The organism is Methanolobus sp., assembly GCF_016278365.1.
GTDB lineage: Archaea > Halobacteriota > Methanosarcinia > Methanosarcinales > Methanosarcinaceae > Methanolobus.
Genome location: NZ_JADQBZ010000008.1, coordinates 405,332 through 425,783, shown reverse-complemented (window position 1 = coordinate 425,783; position 20,452 = coordinate 405,332). Strand labels below are relative to the sequence as shown.

17 protein-coding genes are annotated in these 20,452 nt (G+C 44.3%); 9 read left to right on the top strand and 8 right to left on the bottom strand.

The window, feature by feature from the left end; translation table 11 throughout:
• Positions 1-391: 391 nt before the first annotated feature.
• From QZZ22_RS10570 to QZZ22_RS10560, 3 genes are all read right to left on the bottom strand, one after another.
• Positions 392-934, bottom strand: coding sequence for an arginine decarboxylase, pyruvoyl-dependent (locus tag QZZ22_RS10570; RefSeq protein ID WP_292464618.1), 543 nt, complete (start codon positions 932-934; stop codon positions 392-394).
• Positions 935-1,165: 231 nt separating this feature from the next.
• Complete coding sequence (locus QZZ22_RS10565; RefSeq protein WP_292464617.1) at positions 1,166-4,648, bottom strand: VWA domain-containing protein; 3,483 nt, start codon at positions 4,646-4,648, stop codon at positions 1,166-1,168.
• A 9-nt stretch (positions 4,649-4,657) separates the two neighbouring features.
• Complete coding sequence (locus QZZ22_RS10560) at positions 4,658-5,488, bottom strand: CbbQ/NirQ/NorQ/GpvN family protein (RefSeq protein WP_292464616.1); 831 nt, start codon at positions 5,486-5,488, stop codon at positions 4,658-4,660.
• A gap of 268 nt (positions 5,489-5,756) precedes the next feature.
• Between QZZ22_RS10560 and QZZ22_RS10555 the strand changes: the two genes are divergently transcribed.
• Positions 5,757-6,758 carry a hypothetical protein gene (locus tag QZZ22_RS10555; protein WP_292464615.1) on the top strand — a complete coding sequence of 334 codons (1,002 nt, stop codon included), beginning with the start codon at positions 5,757-5,759 and terminating at the stop codon, positions 6,756-6,758.
• Positions 6,759-6,800: 42 nt separating this feature from the next.
• Here the strand turns inward: QZZ22_RS10555 and QZZ22_RS10550 are convergent, their stop codons facing one another.
• Together QZZ22_RS10550 and QZZ22_RS10545 are read right to left on the bottom strand one after the other, a co-directional pair.
• Positions 6,801-7,145 (bottom strand): cupin domain-containing protein, encoded by a 345-nt coding sequence (locus QZZ22_RS10550; RefSeq protein ID WP_292464614.1) that lies wholly within the window; start codon positions 7,143-7,145, stop codon positions 6,801-6,803.
• 414 nt (positions 7,146-7,559) lie between these two features.
• Positions 7,560-7,931 carry a response regulator gene (locus QZZ22_RS10545; RefSeq protein ID WP_292464613.1) on the bottom strand — a complete coding sequence of 124 codons (372 nt, stop codon included), beginning with the start codon at positions 7,929-7,931 and terminating at the stop codon, positions 7,560-7,562.
• A 368-nt stretch (positions 7,932-8,299) separates the two neighbouring features.
• Between QZZ22_RS10545 and QZZ22_RS10540 the strand changes: the two genes are divergently transcribed.
• On the top strand, positions 8,300-9,085 hold the full coding sequence (locus QZZ22_RS10540; RefSeq protein WP_292464612.1) for a winged helix-turn-helix domain-containing protein: 786 nt from the start codon (positions 8,300-8,302) through the stop codon (positions 9,083-9,085).
• Between the two features lie 230 nt (positions 9,086-9,315).
• On the opposite strand, the gene QZZ22_RS10535 is transcribed toward QZZ22_RS10540, so the two are convergent.
• The gene (locus tag QZZ22_RS10535; protein ID WP_292464610.1) at positions 9,316-9,465 is read right to left on the bottom strand and encodes a hypothetical protein; all 150 of its coding nucleotides are present in this window, start codon (positions 9,463-9,465) and stop codon (positions 9,316-9,318) included.
• Positions 9,466-9,595: 130 nt separating this feature from the next.
• On the opposite strand from QZZ22_RS10535, the gene QZZ22_RS10530 reads away from it, so the two are divergent.
• From QZZ22_RS10530 to QZZ22_RS10515, 4 genes are all read left to right on the top strand, one after another.
• The gene (locus QZZ22_RS10530; RefSeq protein ID WP_292464609.1) at positions 9,596-10,345 is read left to right on the top strand and encodes an ABC transporter ATP-binding protein; all 750 of its coding nucleotides are present in this window, start codon (positions 9,596-9,598) and stop codon (positions 10,343-10,345) included.
• Positions 10,346-10,361: 16 nt separating this feature from the next.
• Positions 10,362-11,036 carry a heme exporter protein CcmB gene (locus tag QZZ22_RS10525; RefSeq protein ID WP_292464608.1) on the top strand — a complete coding sequence of 225 codons (675 nt, stop codon included), beginning with the start codon at positions 10,362-10,364 and terminating at the stop codon, positions 11,034-11,036.
• A 66-nt stretch (positions 11,037-11,102) separates the two neighbouring features.
• A complete protein-coding gene (locus QZZ22_RS10520) occupies positions 11,103-11,804 on the top strand; it encodes a cytochrome c biogenesis protein (protein WP_292464607.1) in 702 nt (233 codons plus the stop codon).
• A 73-nt stretch (positions 11,805-11,877) separates the two neighbouring features.
• Positions 11,878-12,966 (top strand): NADH:flavin oxidoreductase, encoded by a 1,089-nt coding sequence (locus tag QZZ22_RS10515; RefSeq protein WP_292464606.1) that lies wholly within the window; start codon positions 11,878-11,880, stop codon positions 12,964-12,966.
• An 11-nt stretch (positions 12,967-12,977) separates the two neighbouring features.
• Here the strand turns inward: QZZ22_RS10515 and QZZ22_RS10510 are convergent, their stop codons facing one another.
• On the bottom strand, positions 12,978-13,640 hold the full coding sequence (locus tag QZZ22_RS10510; RefSeq protein WP_292464604.1) for an HAD family phosphatase: 663 nt from the start codon (positions 13,638-13,640) through the stop codon (positions 12,978-12,980).
• A 190-nt stretch (positions 13,641-13,830) separates the two neighbouring features.
• On the opposite strand from QZZ22_RS10510, the gene QZZ22_RS10505 reads away from it, so the two are divergent.
• From QZZ22_RS10505 to QZZ22_RS10495, 3 genes are all read left to right on the top strand, one after another.
• Positions 13,831-15,078: a cation:proton antiporter gene (locus tag QZZ22_RS10505; protein WP_292464602.1), complete on the top strand. Its 1,248-nt coding sequence runs from the start codon at positions 13,831-13,833 to the stop codon at positions 15,076-15,078.
• A 76-nt stretch (positions 15,079-15,154) separates the two neighbouring features.
• A complete protein-coding gene (locus QZZ22_RS10500; protein WP_292464601.1) occupies positions 15,155-15,817 on the top strand; it encodes an SAM-dependent methyltransferase in 663 nt (220 codons plus the stop codon).
• A gap of 8 nt (positions 15,818-15,825) precedes the next feature.
• On the top strand, positions 15,826-16,455 hold the full coding sequence (locus tag QZZ22_RS10495; protein WP_292464598.1) for a DUF2119 domain-containing protein: 630 nt from the start codon (positions 15,826-15,828) through the stop codon (positions 16,453-16,455).
• A gap of 11 nt (positions 16,456-16,466) precedes the next feature.
• Here the strand turns inward: QZZ22_RS10495 and QZZ22_RS10490 are convergent, their stop codons facing one another.
• Positions 16,467-20,375 carry a PKD domain-containing protein gene (locus QZZ22_RS10490; RefSeq protein ID WP_292464808.1) on the bottom strand — a complete coding sequence of 1,303 codons (3,909 nt, stop codon included), beginning with the start codon at positions 20,373-20,375 and terminating at the stop codon, positions 16,467-16,469.
• Between the last annotated feature and the right edge of the window lie 77 nt (positions 20,376-20,452).

Sequence of the window (20,452 nt, the reverse complement as noted above, 5' to 3'; positions counted from 1 at the left end):
TGAATGCCAATACCTCAGTACTAATATCCTGTTATGAGATAGTAAACTCATAACAAATGTTGTAATTATGTTCTATATAAATCTTCTGTTATTGTCTGATAAAAAAACACCAATAATCGTCTTTCTTGACAAAAGGAGTTCTATAATCGTTATTTAACAAACCTTCATTAAAAGGGATATCTTATATATACTTTTTCATATTTTAGCGCATACATTAAATATGTTAATAAGTTACTACTGTATAAAGCTCTGCTAGGAGCATGGATAATTCCTAAAAAGAGGTTACAGCCTTCCCAGCAAATCTCAATTTTTAAAAATAAATTAAGGGTAGTATGTTGCACTTTAAGACTGCAACACGCTATTTCCTATCACTAAAAGCTTAATCTTAAAATCATTCGATAAACACCATGGCAGCTACCACAGTGGTCCACTTGCCTTCAGCATCGCCATGGGCTGTCTGGCAGTAGTGCGTTGTATCGATGATATGTCCGCTTGCTTTGTATACCTGTTCTCTCTCATGCCAGGCTGAATCAGCATCGAACTCAACACCAAGAGTTGTTGCCAGCATTGTTGCTGCCAGATCTTCTGCATATTCTCCGGCTTTTGTCTCATCTTCGCCGTATGAGTGGTGCTCGGATATGTAGCCATAGTTCTGCTCATTCACTGGGACTGCAGTTCCTACTGCAGCTGATACCAGCCTGTGTGGCTCATTCGTGTCGTTACGCGCCAAGACACAGTGTACAATCTCGCCGGCCGCTATCTCGCTGAGACCTTCCTCTTTTGGCACTATCTTGCAATTGGGTGGAAGTATACTGGATACAGTTACAAGATTGAATTTCTCGATATGTGCAGCTCTTAAAGCCAGCTCGAAAGATGCCAGCCTGTCCTTGTGAACTCCGAAACCTTTAGTCAAAAACGCTCTTTTAGGTACCATGTCAATCACTCTGTATATATATAATGTTTTCTCGTAATATGAAGTGTAGTTTGATTCTTTTCTATATATGCCTATTTTATCAACCTAGTGGTTGAAAAGAGGGCTTATAGGTCAGATCAAAGTTCCTCTGCAGAATTTGTATTCAAAATAATAGATATCCTACAAACATTCGAGTGTCGGAGTAGTATATGCCCCTGCTATAAATACTTTAAGCTGCTCATACCTGCTATTTCATGTGGTTATCTTCTTATACAGCAACGGAAGGCTTTCCGGTAGTACCCGTGCATCATCGATTATCGTATATCCAACATCAGAGAATATATTGTCCAGATACTCTCCTGGGTTATTATCGACTGTAATGCAGAAGAAATGCATTTCATGGGACCTTGCTTCCTGGATAGCGATCCTTGTGTCCTCTTCTGCAAGTTGGCCCTGATAGGCTCCTTCCCCCGTACATGTGTCATAAGGCTCCCCGTCAGAGAGCAGCATCATTATTTTTGTCTGTGCGTTAACCTGGTCCAGTTTCTTGATAGAATGCCTGATGGCTGGTCCCAGCCTGGTATTGGCTACAGGTTCCAGGAGACTGATCCTGCGTGCCACATCTCCCGAAAGTTCCTCTTCGAATTCTTTTATGACAAAATATTCTACATCTTCTCTTGTATTACCTGAGAAAGCATATATTGCATATTTGTCTCCTATACTCTCAAGTGCCTGTATCATCACAATGAGTGCGTCCTTTTCCACATCCACGATGCTTCTGCCATCCATACCCAGCACCTTGCGAGTGGAAGCACTGACATCCACCAGGAAAAGAGTAGCTACATCCCGTTCGTGCTTGTCCCACCTGATATACAGCCTGTCTTCCGGGTTAATACCGCCCTTTTTGTCGATCAGTGCTTCTAGAAATGCATCAATATCGATTTCCGTACCGTCTATCTGTTTGCGCATCCTGTGAAATGACTCTGGCTTCATCCTGCTGAACACGCGCTTTATAAGGGCTATCTCGTTCCTGTAACGCTCCGAAGCATCCCTGTAATAATCCGCAGATACACCAACAGGCTCAATCTCATTCACAGTACACCAGTCTGATTTGTAGTCACTGATAGCAGTATCCCATTCATCGTACCTGTAGCTTCCAAGTATCTTCCATCCTTTGTCTTTAGCATAGCTGGATTTGCTCTTGACCTTTTCTTCTTTTGGTCGTTCCTTCTCTGCAGTCAGGTCTGTCTCACTTTCAGGGATAAACCTCTTGATCACATTCTCATATGCCCTGCTGGCAAGCGGTTCTTTATTACCATAGGCTCCGAGGCCCATACCCCGGTACTCTATATTCTTCAGGATCTCATACTCTCTTGCTTCAAGAGGTCCAAACTGGCTGTCAAGAATCTTATATATGTCAAAGGTGACTTCCAGACAGTCAAGTATCGATGAATCTTGCCTTAAGATATTTTTATTCAGGGAATTGCGCACATTTTCCGTCAACTCTGTCGTAATTCCTGTAAGAGCAAAAGCAGGTTCATGACCGGTTGAGAACCAGAGCAGTGCTTCCATGAACTTCTCAAGGCCATCCTCAGGTACCGGTCTTTCCATAAGCATCTGATGCCTGATGCTTTCAAGATCTGAGCGGACACCTCTGTAGGAATTCATGATCATGTACTCGACCCTTGCATCCTCCAGCACTCCGAGTATGCTTGCCGCCAGAGGTTCATTGGGAAAAAGGGCAATGATGTCCGATATGTCTACAGTGTCCGCGGCATCCCGGACTTTCTCCAGGTGTACCTGGTCCATATAGGCACCATCTTTCCCACGGGCATATTTTTCAATGATAGCTCCAGTAAGTTCCGATGATTCCCGGGAAGGGATCTCCATGTAGCTGAACTGCACATGTCCCACTTCATGCATAACGCTTAGCTTGTATATCCTGAAGTTGTCATCAAAGCCACGATATTTCTTAATCCGCGGAGCGAGGTAGATAGTCCGGCCAGCTACAACCGGGTTGATCGTATCCGCATCATCTTCAAGTTGCAGGACCTTACGTGAAAGGATGCTGAAGTTGACGCCCGAGAGCCCGAGTGCATAGTATCGTAGAATGGCGGCTACTTTTTTAAGAGCTACGGAACCTGTTAGTTCTTCTATGAAATCTCTTGAGCTTTTGGACCTCAGGGAAAAATACGGCCTTCCAAGAAGTGGATTATCTTCCATTATCTTGATTCCGTTCAGGGCCCATTCTTCCAGTTCACAGACCCCGAGATCCTTCATGAGCATGGGGGAATGGGTAAAGTAGTCCACTGCCAGTTTATGAGCATGCTCGTATATTTTGATCCCGGTACCTGCCCATCTTCGTATGTCATCGGGACCTATTTTTTCAACTACCTGGGGAAGGTTATCGAAAAATGCTCCTGCCAGCAGCCAGTCCTTTTCGAGCAGATTGCGTGAAGTCCTGAAAATATCCCTGTGGGATGCCGGGGCTATTTTCCTCAGGGATGAAATCGAATTTTTGAAATAACTGGATCCATAGGTTGAACTCTGCTCTGAGATTGCAATCCCTGTGTTCACCCATTCGCTGAAGTTTTCCGTTTCAAGCAGTTTAATGGCTGCAGGGGCATTTTCAAAGTATCGTTCCAGACACTCCGGATTTACGAGTGCAAGTTTGATTCCTGTATCCAGCAGAAAGGATCTTGCATCCCTGCTTATATGGTCCGGATTCCTCCCCATCCCCTTAAAACTACCATAAACATACGCACGGAAAGCATGCTTGTCAGAGAGTGTATCTATTCCTTTATTCACCCAATCCTCTATCTCGTCCATTTCCAGGCAACTGAGTATCTCCGGGCTCCAGTTCATAAAAGATACAGAAGCTTCTGTATCTTTTTTTGAAATCTCGGAGGCTATGGTTGCCCATCTGTGCAGATTCCGGTCATCCAGTTTCCCGACAGCATAAGGAGCGTTCCTGAACAATGAAAGTGCAGTCTTTCCTCCATGCATAATGAATGCATCCAGTTCCTCCAGCACTATTCTTCTTCTATGGGCCGGTACATCCGAAAGCACTCCCGGTGTCGCATTAATGATGTCGACTGCAGCCAGCCAGTATATTTTGAGCATGCGTTCTATGATCCCGCACCACAGAATGAAGTCTTCAGCGGATAATAGGGACTGCAAAAGAGGCAGGTTTTTGAAATACTCCTCTGCAACGTTCACATTAGAGTCTGCAAAATCCCTGCCTATCGTAACTAACTGCGTGAAATTCCCAAAATCCATTGAACCGACGATGACACCTGTATATTTGAAATAAGCGATTGCCAGCCACTTACTTTTTTCTGCATAAGATATTCCACGATCGGTCCATCTTTCAAGCAGTGGCAGGCCCCCTTTACTGATGATGCCTGCTGAGGAATCAAAGAACCCTTCACAACAGGATACACTAAGGACAGACACTTTCTGGGCAATAAGGAGCCACTTGCTGAAATCTTCCTCTTTAAGAAGCCTGTATACTCCAGGCGATGCCTTCAGGTAAGCCATGAGGACCCTTAGGCCCCTCTTCAACACTCTGGTCCCGGGAATAAGGATGGCCTCAAGCTCCTGCTTCTCAAAGCCCTCAAATCCTCCTGTCAGCCTTAAAATATCGGTATTGTCCAGTTTAGGGAAGCGAGAGCTTATCATAGCTGAAATCTCTTCTTCCGTAAGATAATTCCAAGTGCCTGTATCCTTCTCCAACGCCGCCTCTCACTCCATTATGGCTGATATTATCTCGTCGATACTCTTTTGAAGATCTGGATTATCTGTTATTGGCCTTGCCATCGCTGTCCTGCAGGCTTCTCGCTGATCGATTCCTTCATGTATCAGCTTGCCTGCGTAAATGAGAAGACGTGTACTAACTCCCTCTTCCAGGCCATGGTGCTTGAAATTGCGTATTCTGTGTCCTATTTCTACCAGAAACCCTGCCGTTCTTTCGTCTACTCCGCTTTCATGGATAACTATCTGCTTTTCAAGGTCTGCCGGGGGATAATCGAATTCTATCGACACGAACCGCTGTCTGGTGCTCTGTTTAAGGTCTTTTACAGCACTCTGGTATCCCGGATTATAGGATATGGCAAGCATGAATTCGGGTGATGCTTTCATAATGACACCCAACTTGTCGATAGGAATAATGCGCCTGTTATCTGTGAGTGGATGTATGACCACTATGGTGTCCTTCCTGGCTTCTACCACTTCATCAAGATAACATATAGCTCCACTCTTTACAGCTTTTGTCAGGGGGCCGTCGTTCCATTCCACAGAATCTCCTTTTATAAGGAATCTGCCTACAAGATCGGTCGCAGTCAGATCCTCATGGCAGGCAACAGTTATCAAGGGACGTTTTAATTTGTAGGCCATATATTCCATGAAACGTGTCTTCCCACATCCTGTAGGTCCCTTGAGATTAACAGGCAGCAGGTTCTTGTAAGCTGCCATGAATATTTCCACTTCATTACCAACAGGAATGTAGTATGGTTCCTGATCTATAACATACTCTTCCACAGGCAGCTCTTTGGATAGTGAATCTTTTATTGTCATAGGACCATTTCCCTTTCAGCCATATAATCTATTTTTCTATTACTCGGCTTTATCCATTATGCTATTTCTTTATATTTACTCTGGGGATTGATAAAGCCTGAGTATCATTCAAAAATACATATCAATTTTTATGGGTAAGTATGTTCCAGCAAGTTTAGTTAAGAAACATTATTTCCAAAGCAACAAAAGCCTATAGGCACAATATCTAAATTACCAATTCGGGTCCCCTGAGAAGACCTGAATTCTCCGGGAGTGTAAATAAGTGAAAATGAGAAAAAGTATAGTAATTTATTCCCTGATCGCTCTGTCTCTTCTATCCATGAGCACTTCAGTGGCTACTATGGCTGAAGGCACTGAAATGCAGATAGGGCCTAACGGGACAGGGCAATGGTATCCTGCTATTCATGAGGACAGGATAGTATGGACCGATACTCGTAATGAGACTTTTGACATATATATGTACAATATCTCATCAGAAGAGGAAGTCCAGATAACATCAACTCCGTTTATCCAGATGACTCCTGATATATACCGGGATATTATCGTATGGGAGGATAATCGTAATGGTGACTGGGATATCTACATGTATGACCTTTCTTCCGGTGAGGAGAAGCAGGTAACGGTCCATCCTGCTGACCAGCGTGTTCCGGCAATAAACGAAGACCGGGTAGTCTGGAGTGACATGCGCAACGGCAACATGGATATCTACATGTACAATATCACTTCAGGAGAAGAAACACAGATCACAATCAATGAAGCGGATCAGTGGTATCCTGGTATCTCCGGGGACATAATTGTATGGGAGGATGCCCGCAATGGAAGTTCCAGTGTTTATATGTACAATATATCGTCCGGTGATGAATCAAAACTGACGCAAAACGAGTCTGAGCAATATCTTCCTACAATAGATGATGACAGGGTGGTATGGACTGATTACCGCAATTTCAACCAGGACATATACATGTATAACCTCTCAACTGGTGAGGAAATACAGGTGACAACAAATGAATCATGGCAGGTGGGCCCGGCTATCAGCGGCAACCGTATTGTCTGGATGGATGACCGCAACCAGGATGGGGACATGCCCGGAAATTGGGACATTTATATGCAGGACCTCTCGACAGGTGAGGAACTGCAGGTAAGTTCCAACGTGTCAAACCAGGTATATCCTGCCGTATATGGTGACAGGATAGTCTGGACGGATATGCGTAATGAGGAAGCAGCTATATATATGTTCGAGCTGGTCACACAAGATATGACCGAAAAATAAAAACTGTCATTTTTTTATTTTTAGCTTTCTATATTTTATTGCTTATACTGTCAGGCATAGTAGTATTGCCAGGTCCTCGTCTGCTTTCAGTGAGTGAGGCGCATTTGCCGGCATGAAGATGAACAGGCCTGGTTTCATTTCAATATCCCTATCAAAAAGTCTGAACATTCCTTTCCCTTTAAGTACCTGAACGACTCCGTTCTTTGATGATGTATGGGTGTCAATGTCAGTGCCTTTGGCAAGACACATAAGTGTATAATTGTATGTCTTTGATTTTGCAAGTACGGTGCTGAATACACCTTCAGGAGTAAACTGCATAATCTCAAACAGATCTTTCGTAAAACCTTTATCCTCTGCACCACTACCCATGATCTCAATTGTCGCCAATATTTACACACCCCGAATCTTACCGATTTATGATTTAACTATAATTGTACCTTTTTCTTATATTACTTTAAGCCATTCTTTTTCCGGCATTGCTGCTGGCTGGCTCCTGTAATGGTATATCCTTATATTGGCCATATTCAAAAATACTCTGGACTTTAAAAAGCGCCAATTATGTAGCAGGCCCTGATAATAATTTAACAATTCCAAAAAACATAGATTTTTAATATTAATTGATAATTGAGGTGTGTGTTGGGAGTGGGGGGTGTTGGGGAAAAGAGGCACACACCTCTGTAATCATATAACACTCAATTAACACGGTTACCTTATATAAGACTTATCACTATGAATATTTTGTAGATTATAATCCGATAAACTGATTTCTTAATTAGCTATTGTTTTATAATATTCCCTCTACTAAAGGTAAATAGAAACGACCTCAAAAAACTTATTCATACTATATGGTTTTGTGAGGGAGTGTGCACATTTTCCTGCAAGAAAATGTTCTTCATCTTTTTTCAGAGCACATGCTGTAACGGTCATAACAGGTGTATTTGAATTCGGGGTATTTATCAGTCTTTTGAGAACTTCAAAACCGTCAATTTTAGGAAGCTGTATATCTAATATAATTAGATCGAAAATGCATTTGTTGGCAAGCTCCAATGCTTTTTCTCCATCCATAGCCACCTCGAATTCGTAACCTTTCATTTCAAGGAGACAAATGATCAGTTCCATATTCTCGACATTATCTTCGACCACAAGGACACTTGTCATTACGCACTTCCTCATAGTTATAATTAAATGAATAATTCTCTGAATGAACTTTTTTTAAGAAACATGTTTACTGTAAATATGGTAAAGCTGGAAATTTTATATATGTAATCTTTTAGTGCTAAAAAGAAGTTTCTTTATTTATAGTTTACCAAGCTAATATTAGTTTAATAGTATAATCGTAAACCCTGGTTTTGGATTATTTATTTGTGAAAAGTCAATGTACTTAGTATACGGAAATGAAATTATTCCACCAGACAATTTTAAAATATTAGTATATTAATGTAATTATAATAGACAGCATAAATAGTAACAGTGATTAGTTTACTTTAAATAGCACAACCTCATACCTTATTTTAGTGCATTGAAGGCGGGGTTGTGCTATAATGAAGAAGCCTTTACTCGATGTTATATTTGCATCCGACAAACGGAAAAATTCTCTTCTCTTATTGCAGGATGGATCTAAAGAGATGGTCACCATTCTCAATTCATTAAAAACAACAAGACAGGCTTTACTTCCACAGATGAAGGTTTTAGAGGATTATCATCTCATTTCTCACAGTGGAGATGCTTATGAACTGACAAGGATCGGAAAACTGATTGTTGATGATATGGTTCCTCTTTTAAGCACTCTTGATGTTCTGGACAATGATATTGACTATTGGGGAACTCATAAGCTTGATTTTATCCCTCCTCATTTACTTGCCCGGTTGCATGAGTTCTGTTCCTGTAAAGTGATAACTCCTTCTATTATGGAGATATATGATGTCAACAAAGAATTCTTTGAGAACTCAAATAAATCAAAATCTTTAACACTTGTCCTTACATTCCTCTACCCTAACTTTCCGGAGATTTACGGTGAGTGGATAAACAATGTAGAACACATAACTTTTATCGTGAGCAAAGAGCTCTTTGAAAGAATAAAGCTTAATTTCAGTTGTGAATTTAAAAAATACCTCGATACAGGGAAGTTTGATTTTTTTGTTTATAATAATAAGATGGATTTTGTGTCTTTCGGCCATAATGACTATTGCACATTTTTCCGGCTACTGTTGAGAACAGGTGAATATGATAATAAACAACTCATGTGCTGTAAACCCAGTGCAATTAAATGGAACATTGAATTACGTGATTATTACTTGAAAAACTCAACAAAAGTAACTGAACTTTAACCAAAATATTCCTCGCGTGAAAACATTTTCGATAACGAGAACACTATATATGATAAAGTCCTTTTTCCCTCGTTAAGATGTAGGACGAGGTGCCTGGAAACCACCACGCTTTGAAGCACCTCTCTCCTTACGAATCCGAGATATTCCCCAATATCTCTCGACTAATCCACTCTCAAATAGCGGCTCATTTTCCCCCACGACCCGCAACATGTAGTAAGTCTTGTTATTACTTAACCTAAACTCTCTTTAATAACATCCCCGTTGATAACTGCATTAGGAAGTTGTTTTTCAATCATGGTTCTAATTATTGGTACTAACTGATATTCTCTTAGTACCAAATAATTAAATGCCTTTGTAATTTCAACACCTTTTACAATCATCAGGACGCAAAATCGATTTTGGCGCTTAATTGCATAGTTTCAATGATCTCATGTGGTTATATTCGTTTTAACATTTTAGATAGCTTGATGCAACAAAACGTTAATTTATACTAATATCAATATACCTCCGATGGATCCTATCATATCAGCCAGAAGCGTATGGAAGAGTTTTGGAAACCGGGTGGCACTAAAGGATATTGATCTTCTGGTTGAGAAGGGTCAGTTCATAGTTATTTTCGGCCCCAACGGAGCCGGTAAAACAACTCTTCTGAAAGCGCTGGCAACTGTCATCACGCCGACAAGGGGATCTCTGACAATGAACGGTATTGATACCAAAAAGGACCCTGCGGCTGCAAGACAGATAATAGGGGTTGTTTCTCATGAAACTTACCTATACGACGAACTCACTGCAAGGGAAAACCTCCGTTTCTTTGGAAAAATGTATGGCATTGGAAAAGTCGCTCTTGAGGAGCGCATTGAAGAACTGCTGACCCAGGTCAACCTGCTGAAACGTGGAAATGACAGGGTGGGCTCTTTTTCCAGGGGAATGAAACAACGTTTATCTATAGCAAGGGCGCTTGTACATAAACCTTCCATATTACTGATGGATGAACCGTATACCGGACTTGACCCCCAGGCTGCGGAGACATTCGAGAATGTACTAAAGAATTTGAATACAAATATGGTAACAAAAATTATGGTGTCCCATGATATCGAAAGAGCTCTGCAGTTATGTGACCGGGTTATTATTATGGACAGCGGAAAAATAGTGCACGATTCCCTGAGGACAGAAATCGCTGATGTTGAAGATTTTAAAATTATCTACCGTTCACTCGTGTGCGGAGATAGGGAATTGAAAGAGGTTTCTGACTTTCAGTGACTGGAGGCAGCAGAACATGATCAGAAGTTTCCATATAGCAATAAAGGATCTGAGGTCAGAGTTCAGGACCAAGCAGATGATAAACTCCATGTTCATCTTTTCCCTTCTTGTGATTATCATATTCAGTATAGCATTTGGAGAGATGCTGGGCCAGCCCGATGTCATTGAGAAACTAGCTCCTGGAGTGCTCTGGATATCTTTCATATTCGCGGGAACGTTGGGACTCTCACGTGCCTTCGGTTCTGAAATGGACAATGGGTGCCTTGAAGGATTGAAACTCTGTCCTGTCGACCGCGGAGCTATCTATACAGGCAAAATAATCTCAAGCGCCATTATCATGTTCCTTGTCGAGGCACTGACCATCCCGGTTTTTGTAGTGCTGTTCAATTATGAGATCAGCGGTCTTGCAGGCCTGTCACTGGTGATAATCCTTGGCACTCTTGGTTTTGTCGTTGTCGGGACATTGTTATCGGCTCTCACTGTCAATACACGAGCAAGGGAGATAATGCTCCCTATACTGCTACTGCCTCTTATTATCCCTGTCCTCATTCCGGCTGTGATGGCAACAGGCAAGGTGCTGGCTACCGGCGACATCAGCGGCATATATACAGAAATGCGACTCCTGCTTGTATACGACCTGATATTCTTTGCTGTAGGGCATCTTGTCTTCGAATTCATCATCCAGGACTGAGTGGCCTGAGCATATCAAAAGCCTTTATATAAAAAGTAAAGCATCGGTAATGTCACAGGAGACAGCATGTCCTTAAAATGGAATCCAGAGAAAGCACTTGCAATCGCTACTATCGCTCTTATGTCACTTGCCATATGGATAGTGTTCTTCTACCTTCCGGAGATGAGAAGCGGCACAGGGCAGATACTGGACAATAGTTTCAAGATATTCTATTTCCATCTTCCGATTGCATTTACGGCTTATTTCTCATTCATTGTCGTGCTTATTGCAAGTGTACAGCATCTCAGGCTCAATAGCAGCAAATGGGACACTGTTGCGCTCTCGGCTGCCGAGGTTGGTGTTGTATTCTCCTTCCTTGTTCTTGTCACCGGCTCAATATGGGCAAAAGCTACCTGGGGATGGTACTGGGTATGGGAACCCAGGCTTACCACGTCATTGGTGCTTATGCTCGTCTATCTTGCATACCTGATGTTGCGCCAGGCTATCGAAGAACCCGAAAAGAGAGCCCGGCTCGCTGCTGTTTTTGGCATAGTAGGCTTTGTTTCTGTGCCCCTGAGCTTCCTGTCTATCAGGCTCTGGCGTTCTGCACATCCGCTTATGTTCGGTTCTTCTGCCTACGGAGGGTCTGGCGGCGGGCTTGAAGGCACTACTCTTCAATTGACACTGCTCATCAATATGGCCGCATTCTTCCTGCTCTTTGTCACACTGCTGCTCTACAGGGTCCGCAATGAGGAACTGAGAGATAAGATCCGTTCAGCATATCATTGATGTGCAAGCTCATTTCGTATCCAAAAGGCGGTCTAAGAAAAGCATTATAAGCCACTGGCATCAATAACTCCTCATGTTGTTCGAACCGATGACCTTGTGCGGATTTGATGTCCGCAATCGCTTTGTGCGCTCTGCGACCCACGAATGGATGGCGCAAGCCGACGGTACGCCCACCTCAAGGATTGGAGACATGTATGAGGAACTTGCCATGAACGAGGTCGGGCTCATTATCACGGGCTATGCATATGTCAACCCGAAAGGAAAGAGCGACCACCTGCAGCAGGGAATATATGACGACAGGTTCATCGAAGCTTACAGGGAAATCGTTTCCAGAGTTCATGCACAAGGAGGGAGAATAGTGCTCCAGGTGGTGCACGGCGGCAGGCAAACTATGATCAGCACCGATAATCCATATGCACTTGCTCCTTCTTCTATCACTCTAAAGGGTACAGGAACAACCCCCGAAGAAATGAGCGAGCAGGAAATCCTGGAAACCATAGAGGACTTTGCACAGGCTGTCAGGAGATGCAAAGAAGCAGGTTTTGATGCAGTGCAGTTGCATTGCGCCCACGGTTTCCTGCTAAGCAACTTCATCTCGCCCTATACCAACCGCAGGAAGGACATGTGGGGAGGCAGCATAATAGAACGCACGCAGGTAATTCTTGACATAATTAAAAGATCCCGGGAGATGGTCGGTGATTATCCAATAATGGTCAAGCTGAACGTTACGGATGGTTTCCCTAAAGGTTCCAAAAAGAATTCCCTTGATGCTCCGGAATCAATAGAGATAGCAAAGATACTGGCAGATAACGGGGTCTGTGCAATCGAAGTCAGCGGAGGGATCGCTGATGCAGGAGATGAGATGTTCAGGACAAAAATAAGCTCGCCGGAAGAGGAAGCTTACTACAGGGAATATTCCAGGATGATGAAAGAAGCTATCGATATCCCTGTAATACTCGTCGGCGGCATCAGGTCAAAGGGAGTTATGGAGATGCTGCTTGAGGATGGATACACTGACATGATATCCCTGAGCAGGCCGTTCATTGCCGAGCCGGACCTGGTGGCTAAACTCAGGACGGGGCAGGCTGATGCAGTCAAATGCATTTCCTGCAACCAGTGCTCGGACAGCAGCGGCATTAAATGCAATTATTTCAAAGACTGAGCCTTTAAAAACTAAAGGCAGGTGTTGCTTGTGGGCTCAAGATCAAGGAGGTAGTTTACCAGTTCCTTGTGGTCAGGAATAAGAAGGTTAGCACTGCTTAGTTTCTCAGGTGCAAGGTAAGTTGGCACTGCAATACAGCAGAGTCCGGCACTGAGAGCTGAATCCACACCCATGGGAGCGTTCTCCACAACGAAGCACTCCTTTTTACCTATTTTTAACATGGAGACAGCTTTCAGGTATGGCTCGGGGGCAGGCTTACCGCGCTTTACATCATCTCCTGTAACGATGACGTCAAAAATTCCTGGGAACTTCTTCTCCATTATGTCGTAAACTATGGGTTTGTCGGAACCGGATACCACCGCAAGCAGGAACTTCGTTTTAAGCGCCTGCAAACACTCCTTCATCCCTTCGAACACCCTTATATCTGCAATAACTCTGAACTCTGCGATGTAATCTTCAACAATGGAGCTCCGGTCATATTCTGAAGTGTCACCTGTCCCCTTCTTCAGCAGGAAGTCAACGACATCCACGGTCTTTTCCCCTTCTCTCTCATAGATGTCCTGTATGTCGATGGTGATCCCCCGCCTGTTGAACACCTTCTTCATGGCCTGTGCGTGGTAAGGCATTGAATCTGTCAGCACGCCGTCCATGTCAAATATCACTGCTTTTAACACTTATTTCCATCCTTTATCCATGTTTCAGGGAAATCTGGGTGTTATGGTATAAATACTGACCACTCCCATAATATCATGGCCTTACTTTCAATACTCATCTAATATTTTATGAAGTAAAAACTTTAATAATGGAGACTCATTTTATTTTAGTGCATTTATTGTAACCTTTAAAGAGCTAAGCAGGTAACTCATGGAACCGGTCGATGTGTTTTCCCCTGGCAGTTATAATCTGATCCTGTTTTACCTGGGGATTGCTGTTTTGATCGCAGTGGTATCCCCACGATTCCTGTCACGTCATATGATAACCGCGCCCATTGCGTATCTGTTGATATCTTCCGTTGTGTTCTTCTTTTTTCCGGAAAGCCCTCTACCCCATATCGGAGAAGAACCTTATCTGGGCGAAAGGCTTACAGAGATAGGTGTTATCATTTCACTTACTGCTGCAGGACTTAAACTCAAGCGGCCTTTTGCCTGGGAAACCTGGCGTTATGCTGTACGACCGCTGGCTATCACCATGCCGCTGACAATTGCCTTAATAGCACTTTACGGATGGAAGTTCCTGGGATTTGCACCTGCCACAGCAATGCTGCTGGGAGCCGTGCTAGCTCCTACGGACCCCGTACTGGCTTCAGATATACAAACAACACCTCCCCATGAGGAAGATACATCAAGTGCCCGGCTGGCGCTGACCGCCGAGGCTGGGTTGAATGACGGACTGGCCTTCCCTTTTACCAATATGGCCATTGCCATGGCCCTGGCGGGTATTCATCCTTCACTATGGTTTGCCGACTGGCTTGTAATCGATGTTCTCTATAAGATCATTGTGGGTACGCTTCTGGGGATAGGAACCGGCTGGCTGCTGGCAAAAATAATTTTCAGCTGTCCCCGACCTCAGTGTAACAGTTCAGTCCTATCCGTGGGATTGCTGGCACTTAGCCTCACACTCTTTCCTTATGGGCTGGCCCAGATGGCCAATTCATATGGCTTCATTACAGTCTTTGTAGCAGCATGCACCTTCAAACAGCAGGAGATCATGCATGAGTATCTGGATCTCCTGCATGACTTTTCCGAAGAGATAGAAAGGACTCTTGTAGTGATCTTATTCACCATGCTGGGAGTTTACATCAGCCACGGGTTTATGGAGGACTTTCAATGGTATATGATCCCGGCAGCTGCTTTCATAGTGCTGATTGTCAGGCCTTTGACCGGACTTCTCGCTCTGTCCGGAACACGTTTGCGAAAATCTAAAAAGTACATCATTTCATTTTATGGTATCCGCGGGATAGGATCAATATATTATCTACTCTATGCTTATTCTCATGCAGGTTTTGAGGGAAGCAAGGAAGCCCTTGCCCTGGTTACCACGGTGATCATCCTTTCCATATTCATACACGGCCTGTCGGCAAGGCCTGTGATGGAAAGATGGGTGCCGGAATAATAATATCCAGTGATGGATTCTACATGCAGCCGTTCATGGTAAAGTCTAAAATAGTAAAGCCTATATTAGCCTTCTTATGAGACTGGACGCATATCTTGTGGAGACCGGCCACTTCAAGTCCCGGGCGCGGGCAAAGACCGCGATACTTGAAGGGAATGTCAGCGTAGGCGGGATTATTGTGAGAAAACCTTCAAAGGATATTATGGCCGGGGAAGAGGTCCGGGTGGAGGAAGGCCTGGATATGCCAAAGGGGTACTTTAAACTTAAAAAGATACAGGAAGCCACCGGCATGATCACTGAGAATGACAGTGTGCTTGACCTGGGGTCGAGTGCCGGAGGGTTCGTGCTCTATGTATCGGAAATAGCCGCTAAGGTCCGGGGAGTTGAGTTCAGCAGGGATTTCAGAGCCGAGCTTAAGAAGATAGAACACGAGAAAGACAATGTATCTATTGTGTTTGCAGATGTATTCCACGCTCCCCTTCGGGAACTCTCACCAGAGCAGGTGGACGTGCTGCTTATTGACATGACACTTGAACCCCTTGATTCAATACAGGCCCTGGAGAGAGTCTCCCCTCTGCTAAAGACCGGTGGGAAGCTCCTGCTGGTCATCAAGATATCAAATATAGAAGACAGCCATCCATTCATTGAAATGGTAGAGGACGGCGGGTTCAGGATACTGAATGTGATAGATCCGGAACAGATGGAGATCTACGTCATAGCCGAGAAAGAGAGCAGCTGATTATTCAAATGTCATACAAGATACTCGGACAAGGTCTCCCTGTCAGGCTTTTTGTTGCCGGCCTGCACGGGAACGAATGGAAGGATACTTCAGACATACTTGAAAATGTACAGGCCCCGGAGAAAGGCACTCTGGCAGTTATTCCTGTAGTTAGCACAGGCAATTATGTGTCAACGCTGGATGACAGTTATTTTACAACCATAGGCCAGTCCATCACTGAGGCAGTGGAGGAGTTGCACCCTGATATTTACATCGAGCTGCACTCCTACTCTGCAAAAAATCTCTCCGCCCTTACCGAGCCGGACAGGCTTCAGCGTGTAGGTGTACCTGCGTTCAGCAGGCTGAACTACGGCGTGTTGCTGGGTTCGGTTGGACCGTTCATCCGGAGGAAATATTTTCCGGCGCAGGCTCTGTGCCTGACATTCGAGATACAGAAAGATAACGTAATGTCAAAAAAATACGCTACGGAGCTTATAGGCATTGTAAAGGAATGTACGTCCAAAGAGGAATTTGTCAGGTTTATGTTCAGGCGTTATCCAAAGCAAGCAGAGAATGTTATCCGGGATTACAGGAACTTCTACGGATTGCAGGATGGCCTGGAAATGTTCATGAAAAAAGAAATTGAAAAGGACAGGTGACTGCCCTTTCCTTAAAGTCTGGACCTTCTGCTTGCCAAGAATGCAACCGCTACAAAGAGCAGTCCCATCAATCCGGTGAATCCAGGAGTGTTTTTGTCCTCTGTTTCTATGGGAACTTCTGTTGCTTCTTCAAAGAGGGCTGTATCGGCAGTTTTCTCTCCCTCGGTTGTTCCTAACTCGTCGCCGACAACACTGAAGATGGAGAATCCCGGAGTTTCTGCAACGAAGTGAATAAATTGGCCGTCATCACTTACCTTGCCTGTAGGCAATTTCTGCCACTCTCCATCATAATATCTTGTCAGGCGGATAGTGGAGGGGTCGATGTTGTTCTCTCTTATCCAGTCCCAGCTTACTTTGAAGTTGATCTTGATGTTATCGGCATTGTGGCTTGAGATAGTTCCCTGGCTTCCAACGTCGATACTCATAAGCTGGTATGAGTTTCCTGGCGGGTTGGGAATGCCTTCCGGCCTGTCCGAGAGAACCTGCACTTTTGCGACCACAAGCCCCTCGTTGTCCTTTGCATCAAAGCTGATTCCAAGCACTGGACTACCGGTACTTGAAAGGTCGTACTCCACGCTGGTGCCTCCCATGACATGTTTTACAGAAGTGTAGGTAGATGTGACACTTTCAGGTGGCTGGCCGGGACTTAAGGATGCACGGCGGCCGGAGTCAGAATTTGCGGAGCTTACGGTGATGTAGCTCATCTGGGTGCTTACATTACTACCACCCACATTGGATGCATTGAGACTGACTGCATAGGTGCCTGCACTTGTATAGGTGTATGTTGCATTCTGGTCAGTCGAAGTTGCTCCGTCACCGAAATCCCATGCCCATGCAGTCGGGCTGTTGGTAGACAAATCGGTGAAAGTGACAGCAAAAGGCGCTGTTCCTGAGGTTGCAGAAGCTGTGAAGTTGGCAATAGGAGCAATGGCAACGGTGATGTGACCGGTCCGTGTAAGGGTATCATTGCCACTTATTGAATTTATTGCAGTCAGGTTGACATTATAAGTACCTACATCCATGTATGTGTGGGTTGGGTTCTGGAGAGCAGATGCATTTCCATCGCCAAACTCCCAATACCATGCAGTAGCGTTGACGGATTGATCGGTGAAGTTCACAGCTAAAGGAATAGCTCCTGAGGTGACATCTGCACTGAAGTTAGAAACAGGAACAGAATCAGTGATAATAGTCTGTGTATTGATGTTACTGCCACCTGCATTTGTTGCTGTCAGGTTAACAATAAAAGTGCCTGCACTTGTGTAGGTATGTGTAACATTCCTGTCAGTCGAATTTGTCCCGTCACCGAAGTCCCAGAACCAGGAAGTAGGACTGTTTCCAGACAGATCGGTGAAATTCACTGAAAGCGGAATTGCACCGAAGGTGACGTTAGCAGTGAAACTGGTAACAGGAGTCACTGCTGCTGTTATATAATCATTCTGTGTGCTGGTATTGCTGCCAGCCACGTTAGTTGAGTTGAGACTGACCGTGTAAGTTCCCGCAGAAGCATAGGTGTGGGTGGGGTTCTGTTCTGTCGAGTTAGTTCCATCGCCAAAGTCCCATGACCAGGAAATTGGGGCATTGGCAGACCCATCGGTGAAGTTCACTGATAGTGGAACAGCACCGGAGGTGACGTTGGCAGTGAAGCTGGCAACAGGAGCAATAGCAACTGTGATATAATCGGTCCGTGTAAGGGTATCATTGCCACTTATTGAATTTATTGCAGTCAGGTTGACATTATAAGTACCTACATCCATGTATGTGTGGGTAGGGTTCTGGAGAGCGGATGTATTCCCATCACCAAAATCCCAGTACCATGCAGTTGCATTAGTGGACTGATCTGTGAAACTCACTGAAAGCGGAACTGCACCGGAAGTAACGTTGGAAGTGAAACCGGCAACCGGGGTATAGGCAGCTGTGATGAAGGACAACTGAGTGCTGACGTTACTGCCGCCTACGTTGGTCGCATTCAGGCTGACGTTATAGATGCCTGCAGCGACGTAAATATGTGCCGGGTTCTGAACTGTAGAGGTGTTACCGTCACCGAAATCCCACAACCATGACGTCGGACTGTTGGTGGAAGTATCAGTGAAGTTCACAGACAATGGAACAGCGCCTTCAGTCACATTGGCACTGAAATTAGAAACTGGAGCAAACGCAGCAGTGATGTACTCGGTCTGAGTGCTGATATTACTGCCACCTGCATTTGTTGCATTCAGGTTGATGCTATAGGTTCCTACAGCAGTATATGTGTATGTCGGATTCTGGTCTGTTGAAGTATTGCCGTCACCAAAGTCCCATAACCAAGAGGTTGGAGTATTGGTGGAAGTATCGGTGAAGTTCACTGATAGTGGAACAGCACCAGAAGTGACGTTGGCAGTGAAGCTGGCAACAGGAGCAATAGCAACAGTGATGTAATTGGTTTGTGTGGTGACATTGCTGCCACCTACGTTGGTCGCATTCATAGTGACGTTATAGGTGCCTGCAGCGACGTAAGTATGTGCCGGGTTCTGGTCAGTTGAAGTGTTACCGTCACCGAAATCCCACAACCAGGAGATTGGACTGTTGGCTGACTCATCGGTAAAGTTAACTGACAGTGGAACAGCTCCTGACGTAACATTTGAACTGAAGCTGGCAACTGGTTCAATAGCAACAGTGATATAATCGGTCTGTGTGCTAACGTTGCTGCCGCCGGCATTTGTTGCATTCAGGCTGACGGTATAGATACCCACGGATGCATAGATATGAGCAGCATTCTGGTCAGTTGAATTATTACCATCACCGAAGTCCCAGAACCAGGAAGTTGGAGTATTGCTGGACAGGTCAGTGAAGCTTACTGAAAGCGGAAGAGCACCGGAAGTAACGTTAGCAGTGAAGTTGGCGACTGGTAACGCTGATGTTACAAATGTCTGGTTTTCACAGTAAGTACCTTCATCATCGTAGTTATCCCATGTCTTCACTCTCCAATGGTATGTTGTATTCCAGCCCAGAGCGGAACCTGCATAAGATATGTCCGTTGAGGAAGAACTTGTAACTTTACCACTCTCCCACATGTCGCTGTCACCTGCACTCGTACCTACGAGAATTTGATAAGCACCTTGCGTGTCATTAACGTCAGGATCGGAGAAAGTCCAGCTAAATTCCGGAGTCAGGTCAGATACGTTTGTAGGATTTGTTTCGCCTTCACAAAGAGGGGCTACTGGTGCATTAGGAAGAGTATTAGACACGAAGGAACCGCCCTCTATGAAAACCGCTGAATCCCAAATGCCATCTCTAGCATCGGCAATTGCAAATTTCATGTGGTTCAAAGTGTTTGGCATCACTTCAGCGCTAGCTGTTAGTATTATACTTGATCCGTTAAAACAAGTGTTGAGAGGACTTGCCTCATAATATGGACCATGCCCAATATTAGTAACACTTACATTATATCCGTTTGGTAACAGAGCAACATTCGCACCATTTACAAAGAGGCCGAAAGCATCGTCATAAACATCTAAGAAATCCTCCTCTGAACTTAAACGGTAGTTGAATGAAATGCTACCTTTTTCAGGAATGAAATCAAATTCCAGAACAACTGCATCATATGTAATGTTGTTAACAAGTACATCTAAATCACTGTCCCCAGGTAGGGTATTGTTCGTGTCAGCGAAGAAAGACATATCGTAAGAAACGTGTGAAAGATTACCGGTAGTCATCACGACACCCGTATCAAATCCAAGAGTGCCACCATTCGTGAATTTCCCAATTGCCAGATTAGTGCCTGTAACAGTGATGTTAGAAACAACGACGGAACTATTTTCTCCAAGCAGTATATTTACTAGATTTCCAGCATTTAGACTGTCCGTAAGATTCTCTACTTCAATCGTGTTCGCCTGTCCTATTCCTGAAAACAATGCTAAAAATAGCATAAACGCAAGAATCACATGCTTCAAATTGAACCCTCCTGGGGATTTACCAGATTTACTGGTGGTGCAGTCAACTTCGATACTCCTGTGCATGA

What these genes read in the sequence shown, in the direction of transcription:
- QZZ22_RS10570 (WP_292464618.1), bottom strand. Translation starts at nt 934, where the DNA reads ATGGTACCTAAAAGAGCGTTTTTGACTAAAGGTTTCGGAGTTCACAAG.
- QZZ22_RS10530 (WP_292464609.1), top strand. Translation starts at nt 9,596, where the DNA reads ATGGATCCTATCATATCAGCCAGAAGCGTATGGAAGAGTTTTGGAAAC.
- QZZ22_RS10555 (WP_292464615.1), top strand. Translation starts at nt 5,757, where the DNA reads ATGAGAAAAAGTATAGTAATTTATTCCCTGATCGCTCTGTCTCTTCTA.
- QZZ22_RS10525 (WP_292464608.1), top strand. Translation starts at nt 10,362, where the DNA reads ATGATCAGAAGTTTCCATATAGCAATAAAGGATCTGAGGTCAGAGTTC.
- QZZ22_RS10520 (WP_292464607.1), top strand. Translation starts at nt 11,103, where the DNA reads ATGTCCTTAAAATGGAATCCAGAGAAAGCACTTGCAATCGCTACTATC.
- QZZ22_RS10560 (WP_292464616.1), bottom strand. Translation starts at nt 5,488, where the DNA reads ATGACAATAAAAGATTCACTATCCAAAGAGCTGCCTGTGGAAGAGTAT.
- QZZ22_RS10505 (WP_292464602.1), top strand. Translation starts at nt 13,831, where the DNA reads ATGGAACCGGTCGATGTGTTTTCCCCTGGCAGTTATAATCTGATCCTG.
- QZZ22_RS10540 (WP_292464612.1), top strand. Translation starts at nt 8,300, where the DNA reads ATGAAGAAGCCTTTACTCGATGTTATATTTGCATCCGACAAACGGAAA.
- QZZ22_RS10515 (WP_292464606.1), top strand. Translation starts at nt 11,878, where the DNA reads ATGTTGTTCGAACCGATGACCTTGTGCGGATTTGATGTCCGCAATCGC.
- QZZ22_RS10545 (WP_292464613.1), bottom strand. Translation starts at nt 7,931, where the DNA reads ATGAGGAAGTGCGTAATGACAAGTGTCCTTGTGGTCGAAGATAATGTC.
- QZZ22_RS10500 (WP_292464601.1), top strand. Translation starts at nt 15,155, where the DNA reads ATGAGACTGGACGCATATCTTGTGGAGACCGGCCACTTCAAGTCCCGG.
- QZZ22_RS10495 (WP_292464598.1), top strand. Translation starts at nt 15,826, where the DNA reads ATGTCATACAAGATACTCGGACAAGGTCTCCCTGTCAGGCTTTTTGTT.
- QZZ22_RS10535 (WP_292464610.1), bottom strand. Translation starts at nt 9,465, where the DNA reads ATGATTGTAAAAGGTGTTGAAATTACAAAGGCATTTAATTATTTGGTA.